This is a genomic window from Parasphingopyxis lamellibrachiae, assembly GCF_003385775.1.
Lineage (GTDB): Bacteria > Pseudomonadota > Alphaproteobacteria > Sphingomonadales > Sphingomonadaceae > Parasphingopyxis > Parasphingopyxis lamellibrachiae.
The window spans coordinates 816,527-840,515 of the sequence record NZ_QRDP01000004.1; the positions used below are offsets into that span (position 1 = coordinate 816,527).

22 protein-coding genes are annotated in these 23,989 nt (G+C 62.5%); 9 read left to right on the top strand and 13 right to left on the bottom strand.

What is annotated here, in order from left to right:
* Window positions 1–8 precede the first annotated feature (8 nt).
* The 6 genes from gspF to DFR46_RS04055 all read right to left on the bottom strand — a co-directional run bounded on the left by gspF (window position 9) and on the right by DFR46_RS04055 (window position 7,200).
* Window positions 9–1,247, bottom strand: a complete 1,239-nt coding sequence (gspF, locus tag DFR46_RS04030) for a type II secretion system inner membrane protein GspF (RefSeq protein ID WP_116235281.1) — start codon at window positions 1,245–1,247, stop codon at window positions 9–11.
* Window positions 1,240–2,748, bottom strand: coding sequence for a GspE/PulE family protein (locus DFR46_RS04035; RefSeq protein ID WP_116237138.1), 1,509 nt, complete (start codon window positions 2,746–2,748; stop codon window positions 1,240–1,242). Before DFR46_RS04035 ends, gspF begins: the two co-directional genes overlap by 8 nt.
* An 86-nt stretch (window positions 2,749–2,834) precedes the next feature.
* Complete coding sequence (gspD, locus tag DFR46_RS04040; RefSeq protein ID WP_116235282.1) at window positions 2,835–4,970, bottom strand: type II secretion system secretin GspD; 2,136 nt, start codon at window positions 4,968–4,970, stop codon at window positions 2,835–2,837.
* Complete coding sequence (locus DFR46_RS04045; RefSeq protein ID WP_116235283.1) at window positions 4,967–5,815, bottom strand: type II secretion system protein N; 849 nt, start codon at window positions 5,813–5,815, stop codon at window positions 4,967–4,969. The genes gspD and DFR46_RS04045 overlap by 4 nt, the downstream gene beginning before the upstream one ends.
* A gap of 85 nt (window positions 5,816–5,900) precedes the next feature.
* Window positions 5,901–6,698, bottom strand: a complete 798-nt coding sequence (locus DFR46_RS04050; RefSeq protein WP_245953665.1) for a prepilin peptidase — start codon at window positions 6,696–6,698, stop codon at window positions 5,901–5,903.
* Window positions 6,699–6,711: 13 nt separating this feature from the next.
* Window positions 6,712–7,200: an SH3 domain-containing protein gene (locus DFR46_RS04055; RefSeq protein WP_116235284.1), complete on the bottom strand. Its 489-nt coding sequence runs from the start codon at window positions 7,198–7,200 to the stop codon at window positions 6,712–6,714.
* Window positions 7,201–7,315: 115 nt separating this feature from the next.
* On the opposite strand from DFR46_RS04055, the gene DFR46_RS04060 reads away from it, so the two are divergent.
* Both DFR46_RS04060 and DFR46_RS04065 read left to right on the top strand, forming a co-directional pair.
* Window positions 7,316–8,305 (top strand): 2-hydroxyacid dehydrogenase, encoded by a 990-nt coding sequence (locus tag DFR46_RS04060; RefSeq protein WP_116235285.1) that lies wholly within the window; start codon window positions 7,316–7,318, stop codon window positions 8,303–8,305.
* A gap of 118 nt (window positions 8,306–8,423) precedes the next feature.
* Window positions 8,424–9,734: an ammonium transporter gene (locus tag DFR46_RS04065; protein ID WP_245953667.1), complete on the top strand. Its 1,311-nt coding sequence runs from the start codon at window positions 8,424–8,426 to the stop codon at window positions 9,732–9,734.
* Between the two features lie 6 nt (window positions 9,735–9,740).
* On the opposite strand, the gene DFR46_RS04070 is transcribed toward DFR46_RS04065, so the two are convergent.
* The 4 genes from DFR46_RS04070 to DFR46_RS04085 all read right to left on the bottom strand — a co-directional run bounded on the left by DFR46_RS04070 (window position 9,741) and on the right by DFR46_RS04085 (window position 13,634).
* On the bottom strand, window positions 9,741–10,100 hold the full coding sequence (locus DFR46_RS04070) for a hypothetical protein (RefSeq protein ID WP_116235286.1): 360 nt from the start codon (window positions 10,098–10,100) through the stop codon (window positions 9,741–9,743).
* A gap of 75 nt (window positions 10,101–10,175) precedes the next feature.
* Window positions 10,176–11,579 carry an NAD(P)H-dependent flavin oxidoreductase gene (locus tag DFR46_RS04075; protein ID WP_116235287.1) on the bottom strand — a complete coding sequence of 468 codons (1,404 nt, stop codon included), beginning with the start codon at window positions 11,577–11,579 and terminating at the stop codon, window positions 10,176–10,178.
* A gap of 64 nt (window positions 11,580–11,643) precedes the next feature.
* Window positions 11,644–12,777, bottom strand: coding sequence for a glycosyltransferase (locus DFR46_RS04080; protein ID WP_116235288.1), 1,134 nt, complete (start codon window positions 12,775–12,777; stop codon window positions 11,644–11,646).
* Window positions 12,774–13,634, bottom strand: a complete 861-nt coding sequence (locus tag DFR46_RS04085; protein WP_116237141.1) for an alpha/beta fold hydrolase — start codon at window positions 13,632–13,634, stop codon at window positions 12,774–12,776. Before DFR46_RS04085 ends, DFR46_RS04080 begins: the two co-directional genes overlap by 4 nt.
* A 37-nt stretch (window positions 13,635–13,671) precedes the next feature.
* Here DFR46_RS04085 and DFR46_RS04090 point away from each other — a divergent pair, with 37 nt between their 5' ends.
* From DFR46_RS04090 to DFR46_RS04120, 7 genes are all read left to right on the top strand, one after another.
* On the top strand, window positions 13,672–15,063 hold the full coding sequence (locus DFR46_RS04090) for a protein adenylyltransferase SelO family protein (RefSeq protein ID WP_116235289.1): 1,392 nt from the start codon (window positions 13,672–13,674) through the stop codon (window positions 15,061–15,063).
* Window positions 15,064–15,136: 73 nt separating this feature from the next.
* On the top strand, window positions 15,137–16,555 hold the full coding sequence (gene astD / locus DFR46_RS04095; protein WP_116235290.1) for a succinylglutamate-semialdehyde dehydrogenase: 1,419 nt from the start codon (window positions 15,137–15,139) through the stop codon (window positions 16,553–16,555).
* A gap of 86 nt (window positions 16,556–16,641) precedes the next feature.
* Window positions 16,642–17,439: a uroporphyrinogen-III C-methyltransferase gene (gene cobA, locus DFR46_RS04100; protein WP_116235291.1), complete on the top strand. Its 798-nt coding sequence runs from the start codon at window positions 16,642–16,644 to the stop codon at window positions 17,437–17,439.
* A complete protein-coding gene (locus tag DFR46_RS04105) occupies window positions 17,436–17,732 on the top strand; it encodes a DUF2849 domain-containing protein (RefSeq protein ID WP_116235292.1) in 297 nt (98 codons plus the stop codon). The genes cobA and DFR46_RS04105 overlap by 4 nt, the downstream gene beginning before the upstream one ends.
* A 1-nt stretch (window position 17,733) precedes the next feature.
* Complete coding sequence (locus DFR46_RS04110) at window positions 17,734–19,368, top strand: nitrite/sulfite reductase (protein WP_116235293.1); 1,635 nt, start codon at window positions 17,734–17,736, stop codon at window positions 19,366–19,368.
* Window positions 19,361–19,786, top strand: a complete 426-nt coding sequence (locus DFR46_RS04115) for a DUF934 domain-containing protein (RefSeq protein ID WP_116235294.1) — start codon at window positions 19,361–19,363, stop codon at window positions 19,784–19,786. The genes DFR46_RS04110 and DFR46_RS04115 overlap by 8 nt, the downstream gene beginning before the upstream one ends.
* Window positions 19,779–20,558 (top strand): phosphoadenylyl-sulfate reductase, encoded by a 780-nt coding sequence (locus DFR46_RS04120; protein ID WP_116235295.1) that lies wholly within the window; start codon window positions 19,779–19,781, stop codon window positions 20,556–20,558. Before DFR46_RS04115 ends, DFR46_RS04120 begins: the two co-directional genes overlap by 8 nt.
* 96 nt (window positions 20,559–20,654) lie before the next feature.
* Here the strand turns inward: DFR46_RS04120 and gatB are convergent, their stop codons facing one another.
* From gatB to gatC, 3 genes are read right to left on the bottom strand one after another with little or no spacing between them, the layout of a single operon-like run.
* Window positions 20,655–22,157, bottom strand: a complete 1,503-nt coding sequence (gene gatB, locus DFR46_RS04125) for an Asp-tRNA(Asn)/Glu-tRNA(Gln) amidotransferase subunit GatB (protein WP_116235296.1) — start codon at window positions 22,155–22,157, stop codon at window positions 20,655–20,657.
* Window positions 22,148–23,629, bottom strand: coding sequence for an Asp-tRNA(Asn)/Glu-tRNA(Gln) amidotransferase subunit GatA (gene gatA / locus DFR46_RS04130; RefSeq protein ID WP_116235297.1), 1,482 nt, complete (start codon window positions 23,627–23,629; stop codon window positions 22,148–22,150). Before gatA ends, gatB begins: the two co-directional genes overlap by 10 nt.
* Complete coding sequence (gene gatC, locus DFR46_RS04135) at window positions 23,629–23,916, bottom strand: Asp-tRNA(Asn)/Glu-tRNA(Gln) amidotransferase subunit GatC (protein ID WP_116235298.1); 288 nt, start codon at window positions 23,914–23,916, stop codon at window positions 23,629–23,631. The genes gatA and gatC overlap by 1 nt, the downstream gene beginning before the upstream one ends.
* Between the last annotated feature and the right edge of the window lie 73 nt (window positions 23,917–23,989).

Sequence of the window (23,989 nt, forward strand, 5' to 3'; positions counted from 1 at the left end):
AAACCCTATCAAACGGCTAATGTGTTGAGCTGGAGAATGGGCAGCAGGATGGCCAGCACGATCAGTGTGACGACGACGCCCATGACGATGATGATCGCCGGTTCGAGCAGCGAAAGCATGGCGGAGGTGAAGGTGTCGAATTCGCGTTCGAGATAGTCGGCTGCCCGTTCGAGCATGATGTCGAGCTGCCCCGACGCCTCCCCGCTCGACGCCATATAGACAAGCAATGGCGGGAAAATATCGGCCTTGCGCAAGGCGGCGGACAGGCTTCCGCCCTGACGCACGGCTTCGGCGACGTCTTCGGATGCCTGGCGCTGCGCCGCGTTGCGAACCGTTTTCGCCGTCAGGGTCAGCCCTTCGAGCACCGGTAACCGGCTGCCGATCATCGTCGAGAGGGTTCGTGCCATACGCGCGGCATGGAGATCGCGGGCGAGGCGCCCGAGCACCGGCAACCGGAGAACACGCCTATCAAAACGCAATTTGAACTCCGGGTTCTGGAGTGCGCGCCACAGACCGAAACTGGTCAGCCCGATGACCAGCAGCAAGGCCCACCACCAATTGGATAGAAAACTCGAAAGCCCGATCACGATCCTGGTCAACAGCGGCAGTTCCTGACCCACACTGTCAAATTGCTCAACCACCTGCGGCACGACGAAAATCATGAGCGCGAACACCACAGCAATGGCGACGACCGTCAGCATGATCGGATAGGCAAGCGCGGTCAGTACCTTGCCGCGCACCTCGGCCTGACGTTCCTGCAGATCGGCAAGCCGGGCCAGGATGTTGGGCAGCGCGCCCGACCCCTCGCCGGCCGATATCATCGCGCGGTAGAGCGGCGGAAAACTCTTTTTCTCGCGCTCCATCGCACGGGCCAGACGCTGCCCTTCGACCACGCCCGCATGCACATTTTCAAGGACGCGGCGCACTCTGGGCTTTTCCGCCTGCAGGGCAATCGTCCTAAGCGCCTCTTCGAGCGGACTGACATCGATCAGCGTCGAAAGCTGGCGGGTGAAGAGCGTCAGCTCTTTCGCCGACAGATTGGGGTTGAGCGTGATCGAGCGGCTCAGCAGCGGCCCGGTATCGTTTGCGGCAGCCTTGGCCGGGCCGCCCGTGCCCGGTGCGATCTGCACCACATAAAGCCGCCGCGCATCGAGCCGCGCCCGCGCTGCTTCCAGAGTCTCGCCATCGACCGAACCGCGCTTTTCGCGGCCCGCCGTGTCGAGGGCAAGATAGTCAAAACTAGGCATCAACAGACCCGGCGACAGGCTCTGGTTCCTCAAGTCGCGAAATCCGCACGGCTTCTTCGGCCGTCGTCACACCGTCACGAACCAGCGCGCGCGCCGCCGACCCGAGATTGGGTGCATGAAGATAGGCATGGCGGGCAATCTGCGATTCATCACCGCCCGCATTGATCATCCGCCGGATATCGTCATCAATCCGGATAATCTCGAATACGCCGATCCGGCCCTTATAGCCGCTATGATTGCATTCATCGCAGCCGCGCGCTTCGAATATCGGCGTCCCCGCATCAAAGCCAAGCAACGCCGCGACGGCATTAGAAGACTGCACCTGCTCACGGCAGTTGGTGCACAGCTTGCGGACAAGACGCTGGGCAACAACGGCGCGCAGGGTCGATGCCAGCAGGAACGGCTCGATCCGCATATCGCGCATCCGGGTGATCGCGCCGACGGCATCGTTGGTGTGGACCGTGGAAAGCACCAGATGACCCGTCAGCGAGGCCTGTACGGCGATCTCCGCCGTTTCCCGGTCGCGAATCTCGCCGACCATCACGACATCGGGATCCTGCCGCAGGATGGCCCGCAACCCGGTCGCAAAATCGAGGCCGACCTTCGGATTGACCTGGGTCTGCCCTACACCCTCGATCGCATATTCGACCGGGTCCTCGACGGTCAGGATATTGCGCGAGCCATCGTTGAGAAGGCGCAGCCCGCCATAAAGCGACGTCGTCTTGCCCGAACCGGTCGGCCCGGTGACGAGGATGATGCCATTGGGCTCTGCCAGTGCCTGGCGGAACACGGCATCGACGCGCTCGGGCATACCGAGCTGTTCGAGGTCGATCCCGGCATTGTCCTTGTCGAGAATGCGGAGCACCACCCGTTCCCCCGCCCGGCTGGGCAGGGTCGACACGCGCACATCCAGCAACTTTCCGCCCAGTGTCAGCGCAATGCGCCCATCCTGCGGAATCCGGCGCTCGGCGATATCGAGCCGCGCCATCACCTTGATCCGGCTAACAATGGTCGAGGCGGCATGGGGCGGCATGCGCAGTGTTTCGCGCAACACTCCGTCCATCCGCATGCGAATGACAAGCCCGGTATCATAGGGTTCGATATGGATATCGGAGACGCCCTGCCGCGCAGCATCGGCGATGATGCCGTTGATCAGGCGGATGGCGGGCGCATCATCGGCGCTGTCGAGCAGATCTTCGGCCGTCGGGATATCGCTGGCGAGCATGTCGAGATCGCCGATCCCGCTCGCCGCATCCGCCGCCGCCTGACCGTCCACGGCATAGCGTTCGGAGAGGATCGAATCGAACCGCTCCGGCGGCACCAATTCGACATCGAAGGGACGGCTGAGAAAGCGGCGCACCTCGAGCAGGGCCTGCGGATCGTCTCCTTCACGCAGCGCCACCCTGAAGCGGGGGTCTTCGGCCGCCTGTTCGAGAAGGGCCACGCCGAATTTCCGGGCAAAGCCATAGGGGATGTTCGCCGCAAGTTCCTGTATCGGCATCGGATCGGAGCCGTCGTCCAGCGTCACGGCCGGCGCACCCGCCAGATCATCCGGCGGCACTTCGTCGCCACGCCGAATGCTGACCATTATTGCGGCTCCTCGGCAGCTGGAACCTGCACCGGCCTGATGGTGGAGCTGCTCGTACTGACCTCGGGCACAATGATGTCCGGATCGACAGCAGGCGGATTGGACGGAGGGCGGCCGGGAGGCGCTACACCGAGATACTGGCGGACCAGCGTGTCGATACCGGGTTCGCGATCGGGGTCGGCAAGGAACTGCCGCGCACGAATATAGCCATAGCGCCGCTCCATCACTTCGCGCCGGTCTTCGGCGCTGCTCAGGATCGTCGGCCGGATAAAGACCATCAGGTTGGTCTTGGTCCGGGTGCGCGCCCGCGAGCGAAACAGTTCGCCGATAATCGGGATGTCGCCCAGGATCGGAATCCGCTGGATCGTTCGACGCTCATTATCGTCGAGCAGGCCGCCGAGAGCGATAATCTCGCCATCATTAACGGTCACCGTCGTCTCGATCTCGCGCTTGTTGATGATGAGTTCGTTGAAGTCCTCCGACACCGGCCCGGCAATAGAGCTGACTTCCTGCCGGATATCGAGGCGGATCGCCCCGCCGGCGTTGATCTGCGGCCTGACTTCCAGTTCGATACCGACATTTTCGCGCTGGATTGTGCGGAAGGCATTGTCGAAATTGTTCGACAGAGCCTCGCCGGTCGAGATCGGAATTTCCTGACCGACGAGAATGCTCGCTTCCTGATTGTCCAGCGTCGTGATCGAGGGCGTGGAGAGGATGTTGGAATCGGTATCTTCCTGCACGGCGTTCAGGATCGCGCCGAAGATGAAGTCCGAACCCAGTTGCGAGGCGAAACCAAGAAAACCGCCACGCGCACCGAGAATGGATCGCGCCGCATTTTCGCGCAGCAGATCGCCTACTGACGAATTGTTGCTCGTGGTGACCACATTGCCGTTGATGACGGTCGTCGACTGATCGAGGTCATCCGCCAGCACGCCGCCCGCAATATCGAGAATGCGCGGCGAGACATTCGAATAGTTGGTGACGCCGAAGGGCGCATCCTCGCCGCCGAACAGGAACTGCACACCCAGTTCGCGCGCCGCGGCATCCGAAATCTCGACAATGATCGCCTCGACCAGGACCTGGTCCCGGCGCGTGTCGAGCTGGCGTACCAGTTCACCGAGCGTGCGCTGCATCTCCGGCGGCGCGGAGATGATGATCGCGTTCGCTCCCTCATAGCCGGTCACGATAACCCGCTGGCCCGGGCGGCCACCGGCTGCTTCGGCGGTCCCTGCCCCGTTGGTACCACTGCCCGCCCCGCTATCCGCACCGGCCGTACTGGGACTTGAGGACGAGACGGCACCGGCCTGCCCCGTCACGCGTTCGAGCACCGGTAGGATCTGACCCGCATCGGCAAATTCCAGGAATATGACACGGATTTCGGTGCCGCTCGCCGCCCGGGCATCAAGCTCGCGCGCCAGCGCCGATATCCGCGCCACCGTTGCCGGCTCGCCGCGAATGATCAGGGAGTTGGAACTGTCGACCGGCACAACCGCGGCAGGAGCCGGCCCCTCTCCGCCCGTTACCAGTCCTTGCAGCGATGCTGCGATTTCCCGCGCGCCGGCATTGTTGAGCGCGATGATCTCGCTGGCGCTGGAATCCACATCGACTCGCCCGATCAGGGCCCGCATCCGGCGCACATTGTCGGCAAAATCGGCAATGACGAGAGAATTGCCCGCCGTGTTTGCGGTGATCGATCCTTCCGGGCTTACCAGCGGTCGCAAGGTTTCGATCGCAGATGCAGCAGGGATATTGCTCAGCCGGAAAATTTCCGTGACGAAGGCGTTGTTGCCGGCACGCGCCGTGCCGACGCTCCCTGGCTGGGAGGCTGCACTCGCCGTCGACTGGATGCGCAGCGCGCCGCCCGCCGTCGGAACCGCAACCAGGCCATTGGCGCGCAGGGTGGAGAGGAACACCTCGAAATATTCGGACTGGGACAAAGGCCGGTCGGTCACGACCGTCACCGTGCCGCTCACTGAAGGGTCGATAACGAAGGTCCGCCCCGTTACGCGCGAAGCGTCCTGGATAAAGGCCCGGACATCGGCGTTGCGCAGGTTGAGCACATGCTGGGCGCTGAGCGGCGCCATGGGCGTCATCAGCAACGCCGTCATGGCCAAAATCGATGCTATCTTTTTCATTCGCCTACCCTTGCGCGAAACGAGACGGTTTCGCCATTGCGTTCGACTTGTACGAAACCGTCGCCGGTTCCCAGACTGTTGGCGAAGCGAACCGCCTGCCCCATATCCTGTATCCGCTCGCCATTGATCGAGATGATGACATCGCCCGGCTCGAAACCGGCTGCACGCAGGGCCGCGTCGTCGGCGCCGCTCGGCTGGAGCACGATACCGGTCAGCCGGGTGCCTTCGCGCCGCGGCGAAATCTGGGTGCCGGAGGCGAGCTGGCCCGGCGAAATCCTTTCGGGCGCCGGGCGTCCGGCCGAGGCTCTTCGGGAGGGCGCGGCCGGCGTTTGACGCGCTACGGCCTGCGGCGGCGGCGATGCCGTCGGCGCACTCGACTGATCGAGAAATATCTGTTCGCGCGATCCGTTGCGGGAAATCGTCACGAAATCGAAATCGACCGCCTCCAGCGTCACGCCGGGCATGATCTCGTCGCCCACCGAATAGCTGTCCTGTTCGCCACTGGGCAGCGCGATGATCGCCGATCCGCGGCCGCTCGCCTGATCCTGCCGTACGCCGAAGAGGCGGACATCGAGATCCGTCACAACAACACGCCCATTGCCTTCAAGGCGAAAAAAGGGATCGAAAGTTTCGAACAGCGTCATATCCGGTGCGGCGAGCGCCGGCATGCCGGCATCGCTGCGCCAGTCCCCGACTGGCCCGACCGGCGTTACAACCGCCCAGACCAGCCGCGCGCACTGCACGGCAAGCAAGGAAATCAGGATGATTTCCAGCACGGAAAACCAGGTTGTTCGCGGCAGCCGTCTCAACAGTCGTTGAGCACGGGCATCGAGCGATAAGCGCATGAATACTCCCCCGAGACACGCCCGCTAGGCGCTGAGTGTTACACCGCGATGACGGGTTTTATGGCATTTCCGTGAAAGGTGCGACTCACAAAGCATGGAAATAATTTTGCAGTGCATCGCGGCCCAGCCAGAGCGGCCAGGCTGCAACCGCCAGAAATGCACCGAAAGGCAAGCGATCGCCGGCCTTCGTCGCGCGTCCCCGCAGCGCGCCGTACAGCACCGCCAGAAGGCCCGTCCCGCTCGCCAGCAAAAGAATGAAGGGCAGCATCTGCCATCCGAGCCATGCGCCGATCGCGGCGAGCATCTTCGAGTCGCCGCTGCCCAGTCCGTCGCGGCCACGCAGCGCGCGATAGGCGCTGTTGATGACAAACAGCAGCCCGAAACCGGCCAGCGCGCCAATCAGCGCGTTGACCAGGCTCGGCATACCGATCAGCCATGAGGCACCGATACCGAGAGCAGCCAGTGGCAGGGTCAGCCGGTCGGGCAGCCAGAAGTGGCGGATGTCGAGTATCGCCAGAACCAGCAGGATCCAGCCGAAAATTGCGCCGGTCAGCCCTTCGAAGCCGGGATGCAGCGCGAGGGACAAGGCGCCGATCAGCGCCGCTGCCAGTTCGGCGACCGGATGGACGGGGTCTATCCGCGCACCGCAATGTCCGCACCGGCCGCGCCGCATGGCATAGCTCAGCAGCGGGATCAGCTCGCGCCAGCCGAGCGCCCTGCCGCAGCCATTGCAGCGGGACCGGCCCTGCGACGCGCCCTCGCCCGAAGGCCAGCGCAACGCCAGCGTGGCCAGATAACTGCCGATGATCAGACCGAGCAGCGCCCCGAATCCGGCGCGCCATTCAGGCGGCAAATTTTCGAAATTCGTGAAGAGCGCGGTCACTTAGTGGCAGGGCCTAGTCGACACGCTCATTTTCCTCGACGCCGAAAAGGTGGGCGATCCGGACAAAACCGCTGCGCCCGCGCACATCGATCTCGCACCATCCGCGCCGGCAGCTCCTGATCCGTCCGACGACGCCGGGCTCTGCCTGATAGCGAATTCGCGCGCCGACCTGCGGCGCTTCGCGCATCGGCCGAATATCGCCGACGATCATGGCCGTCCGGTCGGCGCTCAGGAGATTGACGAGCATCCATCCCTGGGTGCCGTCCGGGTCCTCGATCTTGCGCCAGTTTTCATACACTTCGACAACGCGCACGGGCAGGTCCGCCCGCTGGTACAGCCAGCTGATCGGGAAGTTGCGCCCCGGCCCCGTCCTCATCCGCGCCTGCCCGGCTGAAACCGAAGCCCAATAGGGTGTTTCCCTGTTCTGGGCCGCCGCTCCATCCGGCACCGACATCAATGCCGCGCCACACACTAGAATCACCAATCGCAAAATCGTGCGCATTTGTCGCATCGCCCCCGTTTCGATCGCCTGCTCCCGTCTCTAAGCCAAGCGTGCGTCGCCCTTCAACCCGCGATCCGCTTGACGCGTCGCGAAACAGGCTGCAATTCACATCGCGATGCCACAGATCGAACGCCCCAAAACCATCGTCACGCGCAAGCTGCCCGCTCAGGTGGAAGCGCGCATGGCCGAATTGTTCGATGCCGAATTCAATGCCGATGATACGCCGATGAGCGAAGACGCGCTCAAGAACGCAGTCGCGCGGGCCGACGTTCTGGTGCCGACCCTTACCGACGATATCTCTAAGGATGTGCTGGCGAGCGCCGGTCCCCAGCTCAGGCTGATCGCGAATTTCGGCGTCGGCGTCGATCATATCGATCTTGCCGCGGCGCGCGCGCGCGACATTCCCGTCACCAACACGCCAGGCGTGCTGACCGAAGACACGGCCGATATGGTGATGGGGCTCATCATCTCCGTGCCGCGCCGACTGGCGGAGGGCGAAAAGTTCGTCCGGGCCGGAAAGTGGCGCGGCTGGGCCCCGACAGGCATGCTCGGCCACCGGGTCAACGGCAAGAAACTGGGCATTGTCGGGATGGGCCGGATCGGCCAGGCCATTGCCCGCCGCGCAAGCGGTTTCGGAATCGCGATAGACTATCACAACAGGCACCGGCTGCCGGAAGCGGTCGAACAGACATTGGGTGCCACCTGGCGCGAAAATCTGGACGATATGCTCGCCGATATCGATATTCTCTCGATCAACTGCCCCTACACGGCCGAAACCCACCATCTTCTCAACGAAAAGCGGCTCGGCCTGTTGGGTCGGGATGTCTATGTGATCAACGCTGCGCGCGGCGAGATCATCAACGAAGAAGCGCTGACGGACGCCCTCGAAAAGGGTGCGATCGCCGGCGCCGGGCTCGATGTATATGAAAATGAGCCGGATATCGGCGAACGGCTTCTCGCGCTCGAGAATGTCGTTCTGCTGCCGCATCTCGGTTCGGCGACTTTCGAGGGGCGAGAAGCGATGGGCGACAAGGTCATCGCCAATATCCGCATCTGGGCGGACGGCCACCGGCCGCCGGACCAGGTGCTCGAAGGCTGGGCTTAACGGACGCTCATTATAATGATGTCCGCTCGGGCTGAGCTTGTCGAAGCCCTGCACTTTCTTCTAATCAGTTACAGATAAGAACAGCCCTTCGACTATGGGCAAACGGGGAGTGGATTTGATGGGCAAAGTTATGAAATACGGTGCTTCAGCCGTTGCCGCAGCGATATTCGGCGGCGTTGCCCATGCCCAGCCCGGCTTCCCGCCAGCCCCCATCGTGGTCAATTCCGGCGACACCGCGTGGATATTGACCGCCAGTGCGCTCGTCCTGCTGATGACCCTGCCCGGCCTCGTGCTGTTCTACGGCGGCCTCGTCCGCACAAAGAATTTCCTTTCCGTCGGCATGCAGATTTTTGGAATTTGCTGCATCACGTCCCTGATCTGGGTGGCGATCGGATACAGCCTGGTGTTCAGCGAGGGCGGCAATTTCATCGGCGGCACCGGGCTGGCGATGCTTTCCGGCCTCGGCGAAGTCTTCCCCGGCACAACCATTCCCGAATCCAGCTTCGTGCTGTTCCAGATGACCTTCGCGATTATCACGCCCGCACTGATGGTCGGCGCCTGGGTCGAACGGGCCCGGTTCGGCTGGGTCATGGTGTTTTCCGCGCTCTGGCTGCTCCTCGTTTATGTTCCGGTTGCCCATTGGATGTGGGGCGGCGGCTGGCTTGCGCAGCGTGGCGCACTCGATTTCGCGGGTGGCATCGTTGTTCACACCACCGCCGGTATTTCCGCGCTGGTGATCGCCATATTGCTGGGCCGCCGCGAGGGTTTCCCGAAAAAGATGATCCCGCCGCACGGCGCAGCCCTCACCATGACGGGCGCGGCCCTGCTCTGGGTCGGCTGGTTCGGCTTCAACGGCGGATCGGGCTTGACCGCGAATTTCGGCGCCGGCGCGGCCATTCTCAACACCCATCTGGCGGCCAGCGCCGCCGCGCTGACCTGGGCAGCGATCGAGAAGCTGCGCTTCGGCAAATCCACCGGCATCGGCATCGCCACCGGCGTCATCGCCGGGCTCGCGACGATCACCCCCGCCGCCAATGTCGTCGGCCCCGGCAGCGCGATGCTTCTGGGCCTCATGGCGGCGATCGTCTGTTTTGCTGCGGTCGGCCTGATCAAGCGGCGGTTCGCGATTGACGATTCGCTCGATGTGTTCGCGGTTCATGGCGTCGGCGGGATGCTCGGCGCGGCAATGCTCGCCATATTGATGGCTCCGAGCCTCGGCGGGACGGGCTTTGCGCCCGGCGTTACAATGGCGAGCCAGCTAATGTCCCAGCTCACCGCGATCGGCGTGGTTGCGCTCTGGTCGCTAGTGGCGACGGCGGGACTGGCCTGGATTGTCGGCATCGTCTTCCCGATGCGCGCGACGAAAGATCAGGAACAGGAAGGTCTCGACCTGTCGCAGCATGGTGAAAAGGCCTGGGACTGGGAATAGGCCCTTTCAGGTGCTGAAAAAGGCCCGCCAGCCCGCAAAGAGCAGGACCGGCAGGCCGATCAGGTCAATGAGCGCGATGGTTCGCAGAGATGCCGGCTGGCCGGCGCACCAGTAGATCCCGAGAAAACTGAGCATCGAAACCGCCGTGGCGATCGTCGCAAGCTGACGGACGCCCGGATCGAACGCCGCCCAGATGCAGATCAGCAGCACCACACCGAACAGGGCGGCGCGATGATGGAGCAACGGGAACAGGGGCGACTCCGCCGCCACGCCGTAAAGCCGCGACACCAGCGATGGCGCGAAAAAGGCGATACCCGGCACCAGGTGCACAAGCGCCAATATCGTCCAGGCAATGCGGTCCGCCATAATCGCTCCCTCTGCGGCGGAAAGACTGCCAGAGCGCCGGGAAAGCGGCAATTACCCGAGAAGTAAGCGTAAGGCCTAGTCCCCGGTCGCGATCCGGTCGACCAGCTGCTTCACCGTGGGCACGAATCCGTTCGAATAGAAAGGATCGGTCTTGAAGTTGAAGGCGTTATGGCCGGCGAACATCAAATTGTGATCCATCGGTCCGCCATGGACAATATCCTGCAACGTTTTCTGGATGCAGAAGGAACGCGGATCGGCAAGGCGCCCGGTCGTGTGATTGTCCTTGTCTTTCCAGGACGAGAATTGGCACTGGCTGAGGCAGCCCATGCAATCGGCCTGGTCCTTGCGGATCAGCGCCGCTTCCTCCGGTGTAACGAAAACCAGCGTGTTGTCTGGCGTTTTCAGCGCCATGGCGAAGCCCAGCGCATCCCATTCGCGCGCGCGCAGCAGGTCGCCGCGCGTCACCCAGAAATTCTTGCCTTTCACACCGACATCGAGCTGATATTGGTGATCGCCGGCTGCTTCGAGCGAAAAGGCGATCTGCCGTTCAGACCGCGCCTCAAGATTCTTCAGAAAGTCATTGCGAACAGCAGAAGAATAAAACCCTGTCGGCGAAAATTTGTGGAGCAGGATATCACCCTCTTCGAGCGTGGTCAGCCGGTCTTTCCAGGCCTGGGGAATCGGGCTTTCCTGCGTCAGCAGCGGCCGTGTGCCATATTGGAAGGTGATCTGGCCAAGTTCCGGATTGTTGATCCAGTGATCCCAGTCCCTGAGATACCAGACGCCGCCGGCCATTACGATCGGCACATCGTCAGAAATACCCTCGGCCCGCATAACATCGCGTAGTTCCTTGACGCGCGGATAGGGATCTTCGGGTTTGAGCGGATCTTCGGCATTGGACAGGCCGTTATGCCCGCCCGCCTTCCACGGATCCTCATAGACCACCGCACCGAGCCATTCGGCAGCTTTGGAATAGGCCCGCTTCCAGAGCGCCCGGAACGCCCGGGCCGAGCTGATAATCGGCAGATAATGGACCTGGTAGGACGCCGCGATCTCGGAAAGCTTGTACGGCATGCCCGCGCCGCACGTAACACCGGCGACAAGACCCTTGGTCTTTTCGAGTACGCCATGCAGCACGTCCTGCGCGCCGCCCATTTCCCACAATACGTTGATGTTGATCGCGCCCCTGCCGCTGGCGATCTCGAATGCGCGGCGGACCTGCTCGACGGCGCCGTCGATCGCATATTGGATCAGCTCTTCATGCCGGTCGACGCGCCGCTTGCCATGATAGATTTGCGGAACAATCCGGCCATCAGCGTCATAACTGTCCGCGTTTACCGCCGACACCGTGCCGATGCCGCCTGCAGCCGCCCATGCACCCGAACTCATTCCGTTGGTTGCGGCCACGCCCTTGCCGCCTTCGATCAGAGGCAGGACTTCGCGCCCGCCATAGTTGATCGTATCTAAACCCTTGAACATATTTACTCCGACCCTCTTCAAGCCGCCATATAGGAGCTTTTGCTGCGCGATGCGACCACTTTACTCAGGCTGTGAATAAGCCCGGTCGGCCAAGCGCTCCCTCATAAAGCCCGGCATATTCCCCGATCATTCGGCCTTCGTCGTAGTGGCTGGCTGCTTTCTCGCGATTGGCCGCCCCGATCGCGGCGCGCAGCCCTTCGTCCCCGGCAAGTTCTTTCAGCGCGCCCGCCAGATCCACCTCCCCAAGCGCGACAAGAGGCCGGTTCTCCGCACTTACCATGGATTCGACATCGCCAACGCTGGGCGACGCCACCGGCAGGCCCGCCGCCATCGCCTCGACCACGGAAATCGGGAATTGTTCGCTCCGCGACGACAGCGCGAATATGTCGAAATGCCCGACATAGCGCGAGGGCCGGTCGAGAAACCCGGCCAGCGAAACGCGTCCGGAAATTCCGCACCGCCGCGCTTCGGCCTCTATCGCTTCCCGCTCCGGCCCCTCGCCCGCGATGACGAGCCGGACATTGTCGGGCAATTCGGCCACCGCACGCACGAGGCGCGGCAGATCCTTCACCTCCCGCAACCCGGCGATCGTCCCGACAACCACATCGCCCGGCTGACGCTCAAAGCCGGGAATCGCACCGAACTCTGGCGGTTCGGCATAGCGCTCAACGGGAATGCCGTTGGAAATCTGCCGCACTCGTCCCTCGGGCTGTTTCCACACCGTGCGCGCTATTCTGCGCAGTTGGAGGGACGGGACAACCAGCGCATGCAGCGTCGGAAAGGCCAGGCGGCGATAGATGTTGCGCTTGCTCTTCAGCCGGTCGGCCTCGTCCGCGTTGAACCCGTCTTCATGGTGAATGATCGGCGGCAATCCGGAACCGAACAGCCGATGCGTCATGACGCCGTCCATCGATCCCCAATTATAGCTCAGGACGAGATCGAATTGCCGCATGTAGCGGGCCAGTGCGCGGTATCGCCGGACACCGGGCTTGCCAATCAGCGACGGGGCGTCCTGGGGGAAATCGGCTGCGATGGCGGGGTCGATCGCATCGCGCGCGCCCAGCGCCTCGGGCATGGCGCTGAGGATAGTGTGGCTGGCACGCTTCCCGAAGACATTCATCAGCCGAACCGCCCGCGCTTCTTTCCCGCCGAGCGAGAAGGTCGAATGGAGGTGCAGGATTTTTGCCGGCTCGTTCACGCCCGGACACGCTCCAGAAGAGAGTCTATCGCGGCCTCGGCCTCCGGCTCGTCCAGCACCGGTGCGTGGCCGACATCGGGAACCGTGGCGATCTCCAGATCGGGCTTGCGCCGCTTCATCTCCAGCGCGGTCGTTTCGGAGAGAATTTCGGAATGGCCGCCGCGCACGAGAATGGTCGGGATTTCCTTCAGCCCGGCAAAGGCGGCCCACATGTCGAATCCCGATTCTCCACCCGGCACCCGGAAGGGTTCGGCTATCCGCATATCGTAATCATAACCGATGCGCCCCGAGGGCAGCAGCTTGCAGAGCCGTTTTGCCATAGCCAGCCAGTCGGCCAATTCCCATTTTGGATAAATATCGCCAAACCCCGTCTGCAACCCGCGCGCTGCGTGAAGCCAGGTCGGGAAATTGCCGCCCTTGCCGACATAGCCGCGGATACGCTCCACGCCGTCTTCCTCTATCACCGGTCCGACATCGTTGAGCATCACCGCCGCCAGCCGTTCGGGGCGGGTCGCCGCCTGCAACATGGTGATGATTCCGCCAAGCGACGTGCCGAATGCGACATAACGATCGATATTCCGGTCTTTCAGAAAAGCCTCGACATCCTGGACATAGGTCAGCGGCACATAGGTCATCGGGTCCGGCGCATAGGCGCTCTCGCCCCGGCCGCGCATCTCGAGCACATATATCTGCCAGTCACCTGTCAGCCTTTCGGCAACCGGCTCCCAATCCCGCGCATTGCGGGTCAATCCGTGCAGACACAGGATCGGCGGCTTGTCCGATGGCCCGGCATAGCTGCGGTAATGCAGCCGCAAACCGTCATTCGACCACCAGACCCCGTCACTATAGTCCGCCACGCTTGCGCTCTCCTGTTGCTTCCCCCCATATCGGGCCATGACGATTTTGCCGCAAGCTTCAACTTACACGCCCGAAACCGCGATCCACGAACTGGGTGGCGATTTCTACGATCCGGTAGAGGCGGCTGACTTCCCGGAAACCCGGCTCAAGTTCCGCAATGACCGATGGGCCGAGACTGTGGGCCTTGCAGAATTGAGCGATGACGAATGGATCGACCATTTCGGCCGCTTCGCTCCGCTTAAAGGCTCGCTCCCTTCACCGCTCGCGCTGCGCTATCACGGTCACCAGTTCCGCAGCTACAATCCGGAAATCGGCGATGGACGGGGATTTCTGTTCGCACAGATGCGGGACGCGGCCGGCCGGCTCATGGACCTTGGCACAAAGGGATCCGGCCAGACGCCCTATAGCCGGTTCGGCGACGGGCGGCTGACACTCAAGGGCGGTGCGCGCGAGATTCTGGCCACCGAAATGCTGGAAGCGCTGGACGTCGAAACCTCGAAAACCTTTTCCCTGATCGAGACCGGCGAAGCGTTGGAACGCAATGACGAACCCTCGCCCACCCGCTCCGCCGTCATGGTCCGGCTCAGCCACGGCCATATCCGGATCGGTACCTTCCAGCGGCTCGCGGCGCTGCGCGAGCCTGACAACATGAACAAGCTGATCGCCTATTGTCTCAGACACTATTTCGGCGAGGAAGGCGGAAAGGACGCGCCCGAACGCCTGCTCGCCCATGTCGTTGCGGGCGGGGCAAAACTCGCGGCTTCCTATATGGCGGCCGGTTTCGTGCACGGCGTGCTCAACAGCGACAATATCGCGATTACGACCGAAAGCTTCGACTATGGCCCCTGGCGCTTCACCCCGAAATGGGAGCCGGGGTTCACCGCCGCCTATTTCGACCAGACGGGCCTTTACGCCTTTGCCCGTCAGGCCGAGGCTATCCATTGGGATATTGCCCAGCTCGCCGTCTCCCTGCGTCTGATCGAGGAAGCCGAGCCGCTGATCCCGGTCATCGAAGGCTTCGGCCCGCTCTATCAGGACGCGTTTCGCGAAAAGATGCTGGCGCGGCTTGGGGTTTCCTCGCGCGGGGCGAAAGACGATATCGCGCTGCTAACGCTGGTCGAACAGGCATTGAGCAATAGCGACGTCACGATCGATCGCTTTTTCTTTGACTGGCGCGGCGGCCAGCGGCGGGGTTCCTCTCCCGCTGACCCCATCTATGAGAACGAACATTTCGCGAAACTGGAGCCGGCCATGGCCGCCTATGCGTCGCAGCCGCCCGATCATCCCTATTGGTCGGATGCCGGGCCCTGTTCGATGCATATCGACGAGGTGGAGGCGATCTGGGCGCGGATCGACGAGGCCGACGACTGGGAACCGCTCACGGCCAAAGTCGCGGCGATACGCCGGATGGGCGAGGCGCTGCGGTAATATCTGGCGTTCTTGCGTCTTGTCTGGCATCTCCCGTCAGGACAAATGGCTCGCGCTTTGAATAGAGAATCCTGTGACAGACATGCTTATTTCCAACAATCCGGCAACTGGCGAAGCGATCTGGGAGGCCCCGGTCGGCGATGCCGATGCGGAGGTTTCGGCAGCCCGTGGCGGATGGGCGGAATGGGCCGCGCGATCCAGTACCTACCGGATCGAAGCGTTGCGCCGCTTTGCCAATATCGTGCGCGGAAAGAAGGATGAATTCGCCGCCCTGATCTCCAGCGAGACAGGCAAGCCGCTCTGGGAAACGGCGACCGAGATCGACGCGGTCATGAACAAGGTCGATATTTCGGCCGATGCCTATTTCGAACGGACGCCTTCCCGCAACAAACAGGGCGCGCTGAACGAGCAGAATGCATTGCGGCACAAGCCGCATGGCGTGCTCGCCGTACTCGGGCCGTTCAACTTTCCCGCACATTTGCCGAACGGCCATATCGTCCCGGCCCTGATCGCGGGTAACGCGATTGTCTTCAAACCGTCGGAAAAAACGCCGGCAACCGGCGCATTCCTGGTCAAATGCTATCATGAGGCCGGCGTACCTGAAAATGTCGTCAGGCTGCTCGTCGGCGGGCCCGAACAGGGCAAGGAATTGGCTGGGCATGATGGAATAGACGGCCTGCTCTTCACCGGCTCCGTGCGTGGCGGCGTTGCGCTCCACAAGCAATTCGGGCCGCGACCGGACAAGATTCTCGCACTCGAATTGGGCGGCAACAACCCGTTGATTGTCTGGGATTCGCCCGATGTATATGCATCGGCGACGATCGCCGTGCAGTCTGCCTATATGACGGCCGGCCAGCGCTGCACCGCCGCGCGCCGCCTGATCGTCGAAGACGGCAAGCATGAAGAGCTGATCGACGCCATTCGCAAGATCGTTGAGCGCATCATTGTCGGACCGCCCGACGCGACTCCCGCACCCTTTATGGGATGCGTGATCGACAATCAGTCGGCCGAAGCGGTGACGGACGGTTTCCTCGATCTGATAATGAAGGGCGGAAACCCGATTTCCCATCTCCGGCGCATCGAGGACGACAAGCCGTTTCTCACGCCGGGCCTCATTGATGTCACCGGAGTCGAGAACCGGCCCGACGAAGAAATTTTCGGTCCGTTGCTCCAGATCATCCGGGTGCCCGATTTCTCCAGCGCCATTGCCGAGGCGAACAACACGCGCTTTGGCCTGTCGGCCTCGCTGCTCAGTGGCTCGCCCGAGCTTTATAACCGCTTCTGGGGCAATATCCGCGCCGGCATCGTGAACTGGAACAAGCCCACCAATGGCGCATCATCGGCCGCGCCATTTGGCGGGATCGGCCTGTCCGGCAATCATCGGCCCAGCGCTTATTATGCCGCCGACTATTGCGCTTATCCCGTGGCCTCTGCCGAGGCTCCGGCGGTTCGCGCGTCCATCGGAGTGGGGTTGAAAGACCCGCAAAGCTGATCTCTTCGCAGGTGCGAAAGCTGAGCTAAACCGGGGACAAGCAACCATGCTTTGTTCGCGGCGCCCGATTTGACCATGTTGCAGCCATGGAAAGTTCGACCACCAGATCAGGGCGTGTATTGCTCGTCGGCGCAGGACCCGGAGACCCGGACCTGCTTACGCTGCGCGCAGCCAGAGCCATAGAAACAGCCGATATCGTCGTGCATGACGGCCTCGTCGATGCACGCATCCTGGCCATGATCCCCGCCGATACGCCGCGGATTTCCGTAGCCAAGAAACGCAGCCGCCACACCGTGCCGCAGCCCGGCATCAATGCGCTGCTGGTCGAAAAGGCCTCAGAGGGCCTGACCGTGCTGCGCCTGAAAGGCGGAGACCCCTTCATTTTCGGACGTGGCGGCGAAGAAGCCGAAACGCTCCGCAAAGCCGGAATCGACGTAGAAATCGTGCCCGGCATATCTGCCGCACTTGGCGCTGCCGCGGAGGCTGCGCTCCCCCTCACCCATCGCGAGGCGTCGAGTGCGGTTACTTTTGTGGCGGGCCAGTGCAAAGGGCTGTCGGACCAGAACTGGTCGGGACTAGCCGGTAAGGGCCGGACGCTCGTCATCTATATGGGCGTCGCGACGGCTGCGGATATCGCCGACAAGCTGATCGAAGACGGCGTTTCGCCGGCGATGCCCGTGGCGATTGTCGAGCGCGCGACGCTGCCCGGCGCCCGCGCGATGCGCAGCCTGCTTGCCGATCTGGGCGATCTGGTCGCCCGCGAACGGATCGAGAGCCCGGCGGTTATCATCGTCGGCGATGTCGTCGACCGGTCCCTTGCGGAAGACCGGCTGGTCGCCCTGGCCGAAACCGCGGCGACAGACACAGTGGAGCAAGGCGCATGAAGATACTCACCGGCAACGAGCTGAAAAGCGGCGATGTCGTCTGGTGGACCGGCTATAACTGGTCGCGCCATGTTTCCGATGCGATCGAGGTCGGCGATACCGTGGACCAGATCATCGCCCGCGAGATAGCGGCTCGCACCGTCAGCGACTGTTACACTGTCGATGCCGAACGCACCGATGCCGGCATTTTGCCGCTCCATATCAAGGAAAAGATCCGCGCAACCGGGCCCACCGTTCGCCCTGATCTCAAAATTGCACCGCCGGACCCCGCCGCCGGAAACTGGGTAATCTGACATGTATAAATATGATTCTTTCGACCAGCAGATGGTCGACACGCGCGTCGAGGAATTCCGCGACCAGGTAGAGCGTCGCCTCGCCGGGAAAATAACGGAAGACCAGTTCAAGCCACTCCGCCTGAAAAACGGACTGTATCTCCAGCTGCACGCCTATATGCTGCGCGTCGCGGTGCCCTATGGCACGCTGAACAGCGAACAGATGCGGATGCTTGCCCATATCGCGCGCAAATATGACCGCGGTTACGGGCATTTCACGACGCGGCAGAATATCCAGTATAACTGGATCAAGCTGGAGGACGCACCCGATATCCTGGCCGATCTCGCCACGGTCGAGATGCACGCCATCCAGACCAGCGGCAATTGCATCCGCAACATCAGTTCGGACCAATATGCCGGTGCGGCGGCGGACGAAGTCGCCGACCCGCGCCCCTATGCCGAACTGCTGCGCCAATGGTCGAGCTTCCACCCGGAATTCAACTATCTGCCGCGCAAGTTCAAATTCGCCGTGATCGCGGCGGATGAGGATCGCGCGGCCATGCGCCTCCACGATATCGGTATCCAGATCGTCCGCAACGATGCGGGCGAGATCGGCGCCCGCTATTATGCCGGCGGCGGCATGGGGCGCACCCCGATGATCGCACCGCTGATCCGCGAATTCGTGCCGATCGGCGAGCTGGTGAGCTATGCCGAGGCGATCTTGCGCGTCTACAACCGCTACGGCCGGCGCGACAATAAATACAAGGCCCGGATCAAGATCCTCGTCCATGAAATGGGCGCGGAAAAGTTCATCGAGGAAGTCGAAGCCGAATTCGTCCATCTCCAGGGGCAGAATATCGATGCGCCGGCGGCCGAGCTTGAACGCATCATCGCCCATTTCGAGGAACCCGCCTTCGAAAGCGGCCTTAGCGAAGACATTGACCGCACCGACCCCGATTTCGCGGTGTGGCTCGACCAGAATGTCGACGCCCATAAACGACCCGGATATGCGATCGCCACGATCAGCCTGAAGCCGGCCGGCGGCATTCCGGGCGATGCGAGTTCGGCGCAGATGGACCTGATGGCCGATCTTGCCGAACAGTTCAGTTTCGACGAATGCCGGGTCACCCATTCGCAGAACATCGTGCTGCCCCATGTCCGCAAAGCCGATCTCTACGCGCTCTGGCAGAAACTGGATGAGGCGGGTCTCGCCTCGCCCAATCTCGATCTGATCAGCGATATCATCGCCTGCCCCGGCCTCGATTATTGCAGCCTTGCCAATGCCCGCTCGATCCCGGTCGCACAGAAGATCGCCAAACGCTTCGCCGATATCGACCGGCAGAAGGAACTGGGCGAGCTGAAGCTGAAAATATCCGGCTGCATCAATGCCTGCGGCCATCACCATGCCGGCCATATAGGCATTCTCGGCGTCGACCGGAAAGGCACGGAGAATTACCAGTTGCTGCTCGGCGGCTCAGGCGCGGAGGATGTAAGCCTCGCGAAAATCACCGGCCCCGGCTTCGACGAAGACGGGATTGTCGACGCGATCGAGACGGTGACCGACGTTTATGTTGCCCAGCGGGAGGATGACGAACGCTTCGTCGACACCTATCGCCGGCTCGGCATGGCGCCGTTCAAGGAGGCGCTCTATGGATAATGTGCTGCGTTTCCGCGACGACGAGGTGCATGAAGAACCCGCCGTCACCCTGGACAGCTTTTTCGGCCAGTCCAACGCAACCGCGGTGCGGCTGGAGGATGGCGAAGACGCGCGCCAGCTCATCCCTTATCTGGATCGTCTGGCCCTGATCGAAATCGGTTTTTCGAATTTTGGCGATGGCCGAGGCTATTCCGCGGCGCGGATCCTGCGCGAGCATGGTTATACCGGCGAACTGCGCGCCCAGGGCGATGTTCTCGTCGACCAGCTGGCTTTTATGCAGCGCTGCGGTTTCGACAGTTTCGCGCCGGAGAAGCCGATCGACGCCGCCGATGCTCAAACCGCGCTTTCCCGGTGGGACAATGTTTATCAAAAGGCAGCCGATGACCGAACCCCGATCTGGAGCAAACGACATGGCTAGCTCCGCCGCCCGTGCGCTCGACACGATCGATGCCCGTCCGCGCTATACGCAGGCCGATGCCGACGCGCTGAACGCCCGTTTCGAAGGGGTCGATGCGCAGACCATGCTGCGCGCCCTGTTCGCCGAGGACGAGCTGGGAGAAATCGCCGTGGTGTCCTCCTTCGGCACGGAAAGCGCGGTGCTGCTCCATCTCGTCGCCAGGGCCGATCCGGCCATTCCGGTCGTGTTCGTCGATACGCTGCGCATGTTTTCCGAAACGCTTGCCTATCGCGAAACGCTGATCAAGGCGTTCGGGATCAGGAATGCCACGGTCGTCACGCCCGATCCTAAGGTGCTTGCCGAGAAGGACGAGAATGAGCTGCGCTGGTCGTTCGATCCGGACGGCTGCTGCGCGATCCGCAAGGTCGAACCTCTGGCGCGCGCCAAGGACGGGCTCGACGCCTGGATTTCGGGGCGCAAGGCGTTCCAGTCCCACACCCGCGAAAATATCGCCCGTTTCGAAGTCGAAGACGGCCGGCTCAAGCTCAACCCGCTCGGCGACTGGATCAAGGCCGATCTCGATGCTTATTTCGACGCGCATGACCTGCCCCGCCACCCGCTCGAGGCCGAGGGCTATCTTTCCGTCGGCTGCGCGCCCTGCACGAGCAAGGTCAAGCCCGGCGAAGACGCCCGCGCCGGCCGCTGGCGCGGCTGGGACAAGACGGAATGCGGCATCCACACGCCCAGCGATGGCGAGGACGGCACAGACGAGGCCAACCAGCCGGTATTCTAGAGGATCGTTGCCCCGGGCATGACCCGGGGACCGGGTCAGAATGCGATATCGCCTCTGGCACTGGATTCCGGATCAAGTCCGGAATGACGAAATTGCCTAGCCCAACGCCTTCCTGAGCAACTCGTTGACCACTTTCGGATTGGCCTTGCCCTGCATCGCCTTCATCGTCTGGCCGACGAAAAAGCCGAACAGCTTGTCCTTGCCGCCGCGATATTCCTCTACCTTGTCGCTGTTCGCAGCGAGGATATCGGCGATCACGGCCTCGATTGCACCAGTGTCGGAGGTTTGTTTCAGCCCCTTTTCCTCGACGATCTTTTCCGGATCGTCGCCGGTTTCGAGCATGATCTCGAACACCTGTTTGGCGAGCGGGCCGGAAAGCGTGCCATCGGCGACCAGTGCGAGCAGTTCAGCGCCCTGCGCCGCGCTTACCGGCGAAGAGTCCAGATCGACGCCGAGCTTGTTCAATCCGCCGAACAGATCGGAGATCAGCCAGTTCGCCGCGGCCTTGGCAACATCGGATTCGGGCTTTCCCTGCTTCTTGGCGCTTTCGGCCGCCAGCTTCTCAAACCAGCGCGCGGTTTCCGCCTCGGCGGTCAGCACCGCAGCGTTATAGGCGCTGAGGCCGAGTGCGTTCTCGTAGCGATGGCGCTTGGCGTCCGGCAGTTCGGGCAGGCTCGCCCTGGCTTCGGCGACGAATTCTTCGGAGAGCTCAATCGGCAGCAGATCGGGATCGGGGAAATAGCGGTAGTCATGCGCATCTTCCTTGGAGCGCATAGAGCGCGTCTCGCCCTTGTCCGGATCGAACAGCCGGGTTTCCTGCACGACAGTTCCGCCATCCTCGATCAGGTCGACCTGGCGGCGGGCTTCGGTCTCGACGACCTGCTGGATGAAGCGGATCGAATTGACGTTCTTGGTCTCGGTCCGCGTGCCCAGTTCCTCGCCCGGCTTGCGCACGGAAACGTTCACATCGGCGCGCATCGAGCCCTGTTCCATATTGCCGTCGCACGATCCGACATAGCGCAGGATCGAGCGCAGCTTGCGGACATAGGCCCCCGCCTCGAGCGGTGAACCCATATCGGGCCGCGACACGATTTCCATCAGCGCCACGCCGCAGCGGTTGAGATCGACATAGCTCATCGTCGGATGCTGGTCGTGCATCAGCTTGCCGGCATCCTGCTCGACATGGATGCGTTCGATACCGATCGTCTTGACCGTGCCTTCGGGATCCTTTTCGTCGAGCGAAACCTCGATCTCGCCCTCGCCGACAATCGGGTGGAAGAGCTGCGAAATCTGATAGCCCTGCGGCAGATCGGCGTAGAAATAATTCTTCCGGTCGAAGCGCGACCAGCGGTTGATCTGGGCATTGAGCGCGAGCCCCGTGCGCACGGCCTGGCGCAGGCATTCGCCATTCACGACCGGGAGCATCCCGGGCATCGCAGCATCGACGAGCGACACATTGCAGTTCGGTTCCTGCCCGAATTCGGTCGACGCGCCCGAAAACAGCTTGGAGTGAGACGTGATCTGCGCATGAACCTCAAGGCCGATCACGACCTCCCATTCGCCCGTTGCGCCCTGGATACGATAATTGCTCACCACCATTTCTCCGCACGCGCAGTAAAGCCGGCGCGCTCTTCCATCGCCAGCCCCGCATTCATCACACCCTGCTCATCCAGCGCTTTGCCAATAACCTGCAGGCCAAGGGGAAGGCCCTGATGATCAAGGCCGCCCGGCACGGCAATCGCAGGCAATCCAGCCAGCGAACTCGGCACGGTGAAAACATCATTCAGATACATGGCAATCGGATCATCGCTGAGATCGCCAAGGCCGAAGGCGGCGCTCGGCGCAGTAGGCGTCAGCAGATAGTCGCAGCTTTCCCACGCAGAATCGAAATCGCGCGCAATCAGCGTGCGGACTTTCGTGGCCTGGGTGAAATAGGCGTCGTAGAATCCGGCCGAGAGGACGTATGTGCCGATCATGACGCGGCGTTTGACCTCGTCGCCAAACCCGGCGGCGCGGGTCGCTGCGTACATATCCTGCAGGTTTGCGCCATCCGGCGTTTCGCGCAGGCCGTACCGCACGCCGTCATAGCGCGAGAGATTGGCCGACGCCTCGGCAGGTGCGATGATGTAGTATGCCGGCAGCGCATATTTGGTGTGCGGCAGCGAGACATCGACAATCTCCGCGCCCGCATCGCGCATCCACTCGACACCCTGCTTCCACAGCGCATCGATTTCCTCTGGCATATTGTCGACGCGATACTCCTTGGGGATCCCGATTGTCTTGCCCTTGAGATCGCCGTTCAGGCCCGCTTCCCAATTGGGGACCGGCTCTTTCAGCGATGTCGTATCCTTGGCGTCATGGCCGGCCATCGCTTCGAGCAGGATCGCGCAATCCTTTACGCTGCGCGCCATCGGCCCGGCCTGGTCCAGCGAACTCGCAAACGCCACCATGCCATAGCGCGAACAGCGGCCATAGGTCGGCTTCATGCCGCAAATGCCGGTAAAGGCGGCGGGCTGGCGGATCGAACCGCCGGTATCGGTGCCGGTCGCTGCTGGCACGATATGCGCGGCAATGGCGGACGATGTGCCGCCTGAGCTGCCGCCCGGTGACATCGGCGTATTGCCACCATCATTGCGCCGCCAGGGCGAAACCACATTGCCGAAATGGCTCGTCTCGTTGGACGACCCCATCGCGAACTGATCCATATTGAGCTTGCCGAGCATGCCCGCACCGGCCTCCAGCAGATTGCCGGACACGGTCGATTCATACGGCGGCACAAAGCCCTCTAGGATATGGCTCGCCGCGGTCGACTGGACGCCTTTCGTGCAGAACAGGTCCTTGATGCCCAGCGGCACACCGGAAAGCGGTTTGGCGTCCCCCGCCGCCAGCGCGCGATCGGCTTCGTCCGCTGCTTCGAGCGCCTTTTCGGGCGTCTTCACGATGAAGCAGTTCAGCGCGTCGGAACCCGCCACCGCGTCGTTGAACGCATCGGCCACCTCGCGCGCGGAAAACGCCCCGCCACGAAACCCGTCGCGGATATCCGCAACGCCAAGATCGGTAATATCGGTCACTATTCGATCACCTTCGGAACGGCGAAAAAGCCATGTTCGGCCACCGGCGCATTGGCGAGGATATCCTCGCGCTTGTCGCCATCGGTCACGACATCGTCGCGCATCCGGGTGTGGTTGGCGATAACAGCGGCGAGCGGCTCGACACCGGACGTATCGACTTCGCCCAGTTGTTCGACCCATCCCAGGATATTGTTGAGTTCGGGCTTGAGGCGCTCGGCCTCTTCTTCGCTCATCGCGATGCGCGCCAGAGACGCGATGCGGAGCACGGTTTGTGTATCGACGGACATGGCCGCGCGGCTAGCATCGCCCCGCCCTTGCTGCAAGCGCGTAAAACGTATGGCGGGTACCGTTGGCGTTGGC

Coding starts and splice junctions, on each gene's coding strand:
- DFR46_RS04105 (WP_116235292.1), top strand. CDS start 17,436: ATGAAGATACTCACCGGCAACGAGCTGAAAAGCGGCGATGTCGTCTGG.
- DFR46_RS04060 (WP_116235285.1), top strand. CDS start 7,316: ATGCCACAGATCGAACGCCCCAAAACCATCGTCACGCGCAAGCTGCCC.
- DFR46_RS04070 (WP_116235286.1), bottom strand. CDS start 10,100: ATGGCGGACCGCATTGCCTGGACGATATTGGCGCTTGTGCACCTGGTG.
- DFR46_RS04065 (WP_245953667.1), top strand. CDS start 8,424: ATGGGCAAAGTTATGAAATACGGTGCTTCAGCCGTTGCCGCAGCGATA.
- gatB (WP_116235296.1), bottom strand. CDS start 22,157: ATGGTGGTGAGCAATTATCGTATCCAGGGCGCAACGGGCGAATGGGAG.
- DFR46_RS04090 (WP_116235289.1), top strand. CDS start 13,672: ATGACGATTTTGCCGCAAGCTTCAACTTACACGCCCGAAACCGCGATC.
- DFR46_RS04120 (WP_116235295.1), top strand. CDS start 19,779: ATGGCTAGCTCCGCCGCCCGTGCGCTCGACACGATCGATGCCCGTCCG.
- DFR46_RS04035 (WP_116237138.1), bottom strand. CDS start 2,748: ATGCCGATACAGGAACTTGCGGCGAACATCCCCTATGGCTTTGCCCGG.
- gatC (WP_116235298.1), bottom strand. CDS start 23,916: ATGTCCGTCGATACACAAACCGTGCTCCGCATCGCGTCTCTGGCGCGC.
- DFR46_RS04055 (WP_116235284.1), bottom strand. CDS start 7,200: ATGCGCACGATTTTGCGATTGGTGATTCTAGTGTGTGGCGCGGCATTG.
- cobA (WP_116235291.1), top strand. CDS start 16,642: ATGGAAAGTTCGACCACCAGATCAGGGCGTGTATTGCTCGTCGGCGCA.
- gspD (WP_116235282.1), bottom strand. CDS start 4,970: ATGAAAAAGATAGCATCGATTTTGGCCATGACGGCGTTGCTGATGACG.
- DFR46_RS04110 (WP_116235293.1), top strand. CDS start 17,734: ATGTATAAATATGATTCTTTCGACCAGCAGATGGTCGACACGCGCGTC.
- DFR46_RS04075 (WP_116235287.1), bottom strand. CDS start 11,579: ATGTTCAAGGGTTTAGATACGATCAACTATGGCGGGCGCGAAGTCCTG.
- DFR46_RS04115 (WP_116235294.1), top strand. CDS start 19,361: ATGGATAATGTGCTGCGTTTCCGCGACGACGAGGTGCATGAAGAACCC.
- gspF (WP_116235281.1), bottom strand. CDS start 1,247: ATGCCTAGTTTTGACTATCTTGCCCTCGACACGGCGGGCCGCGAAAAG.
- DFR46_RS04045 (WP_116235283.1), bottom strand. CDS start 5,815: ATGCGCTTATCGCTCGATGCCCGTGCTCAACGACTGTTGAGACGGCTG.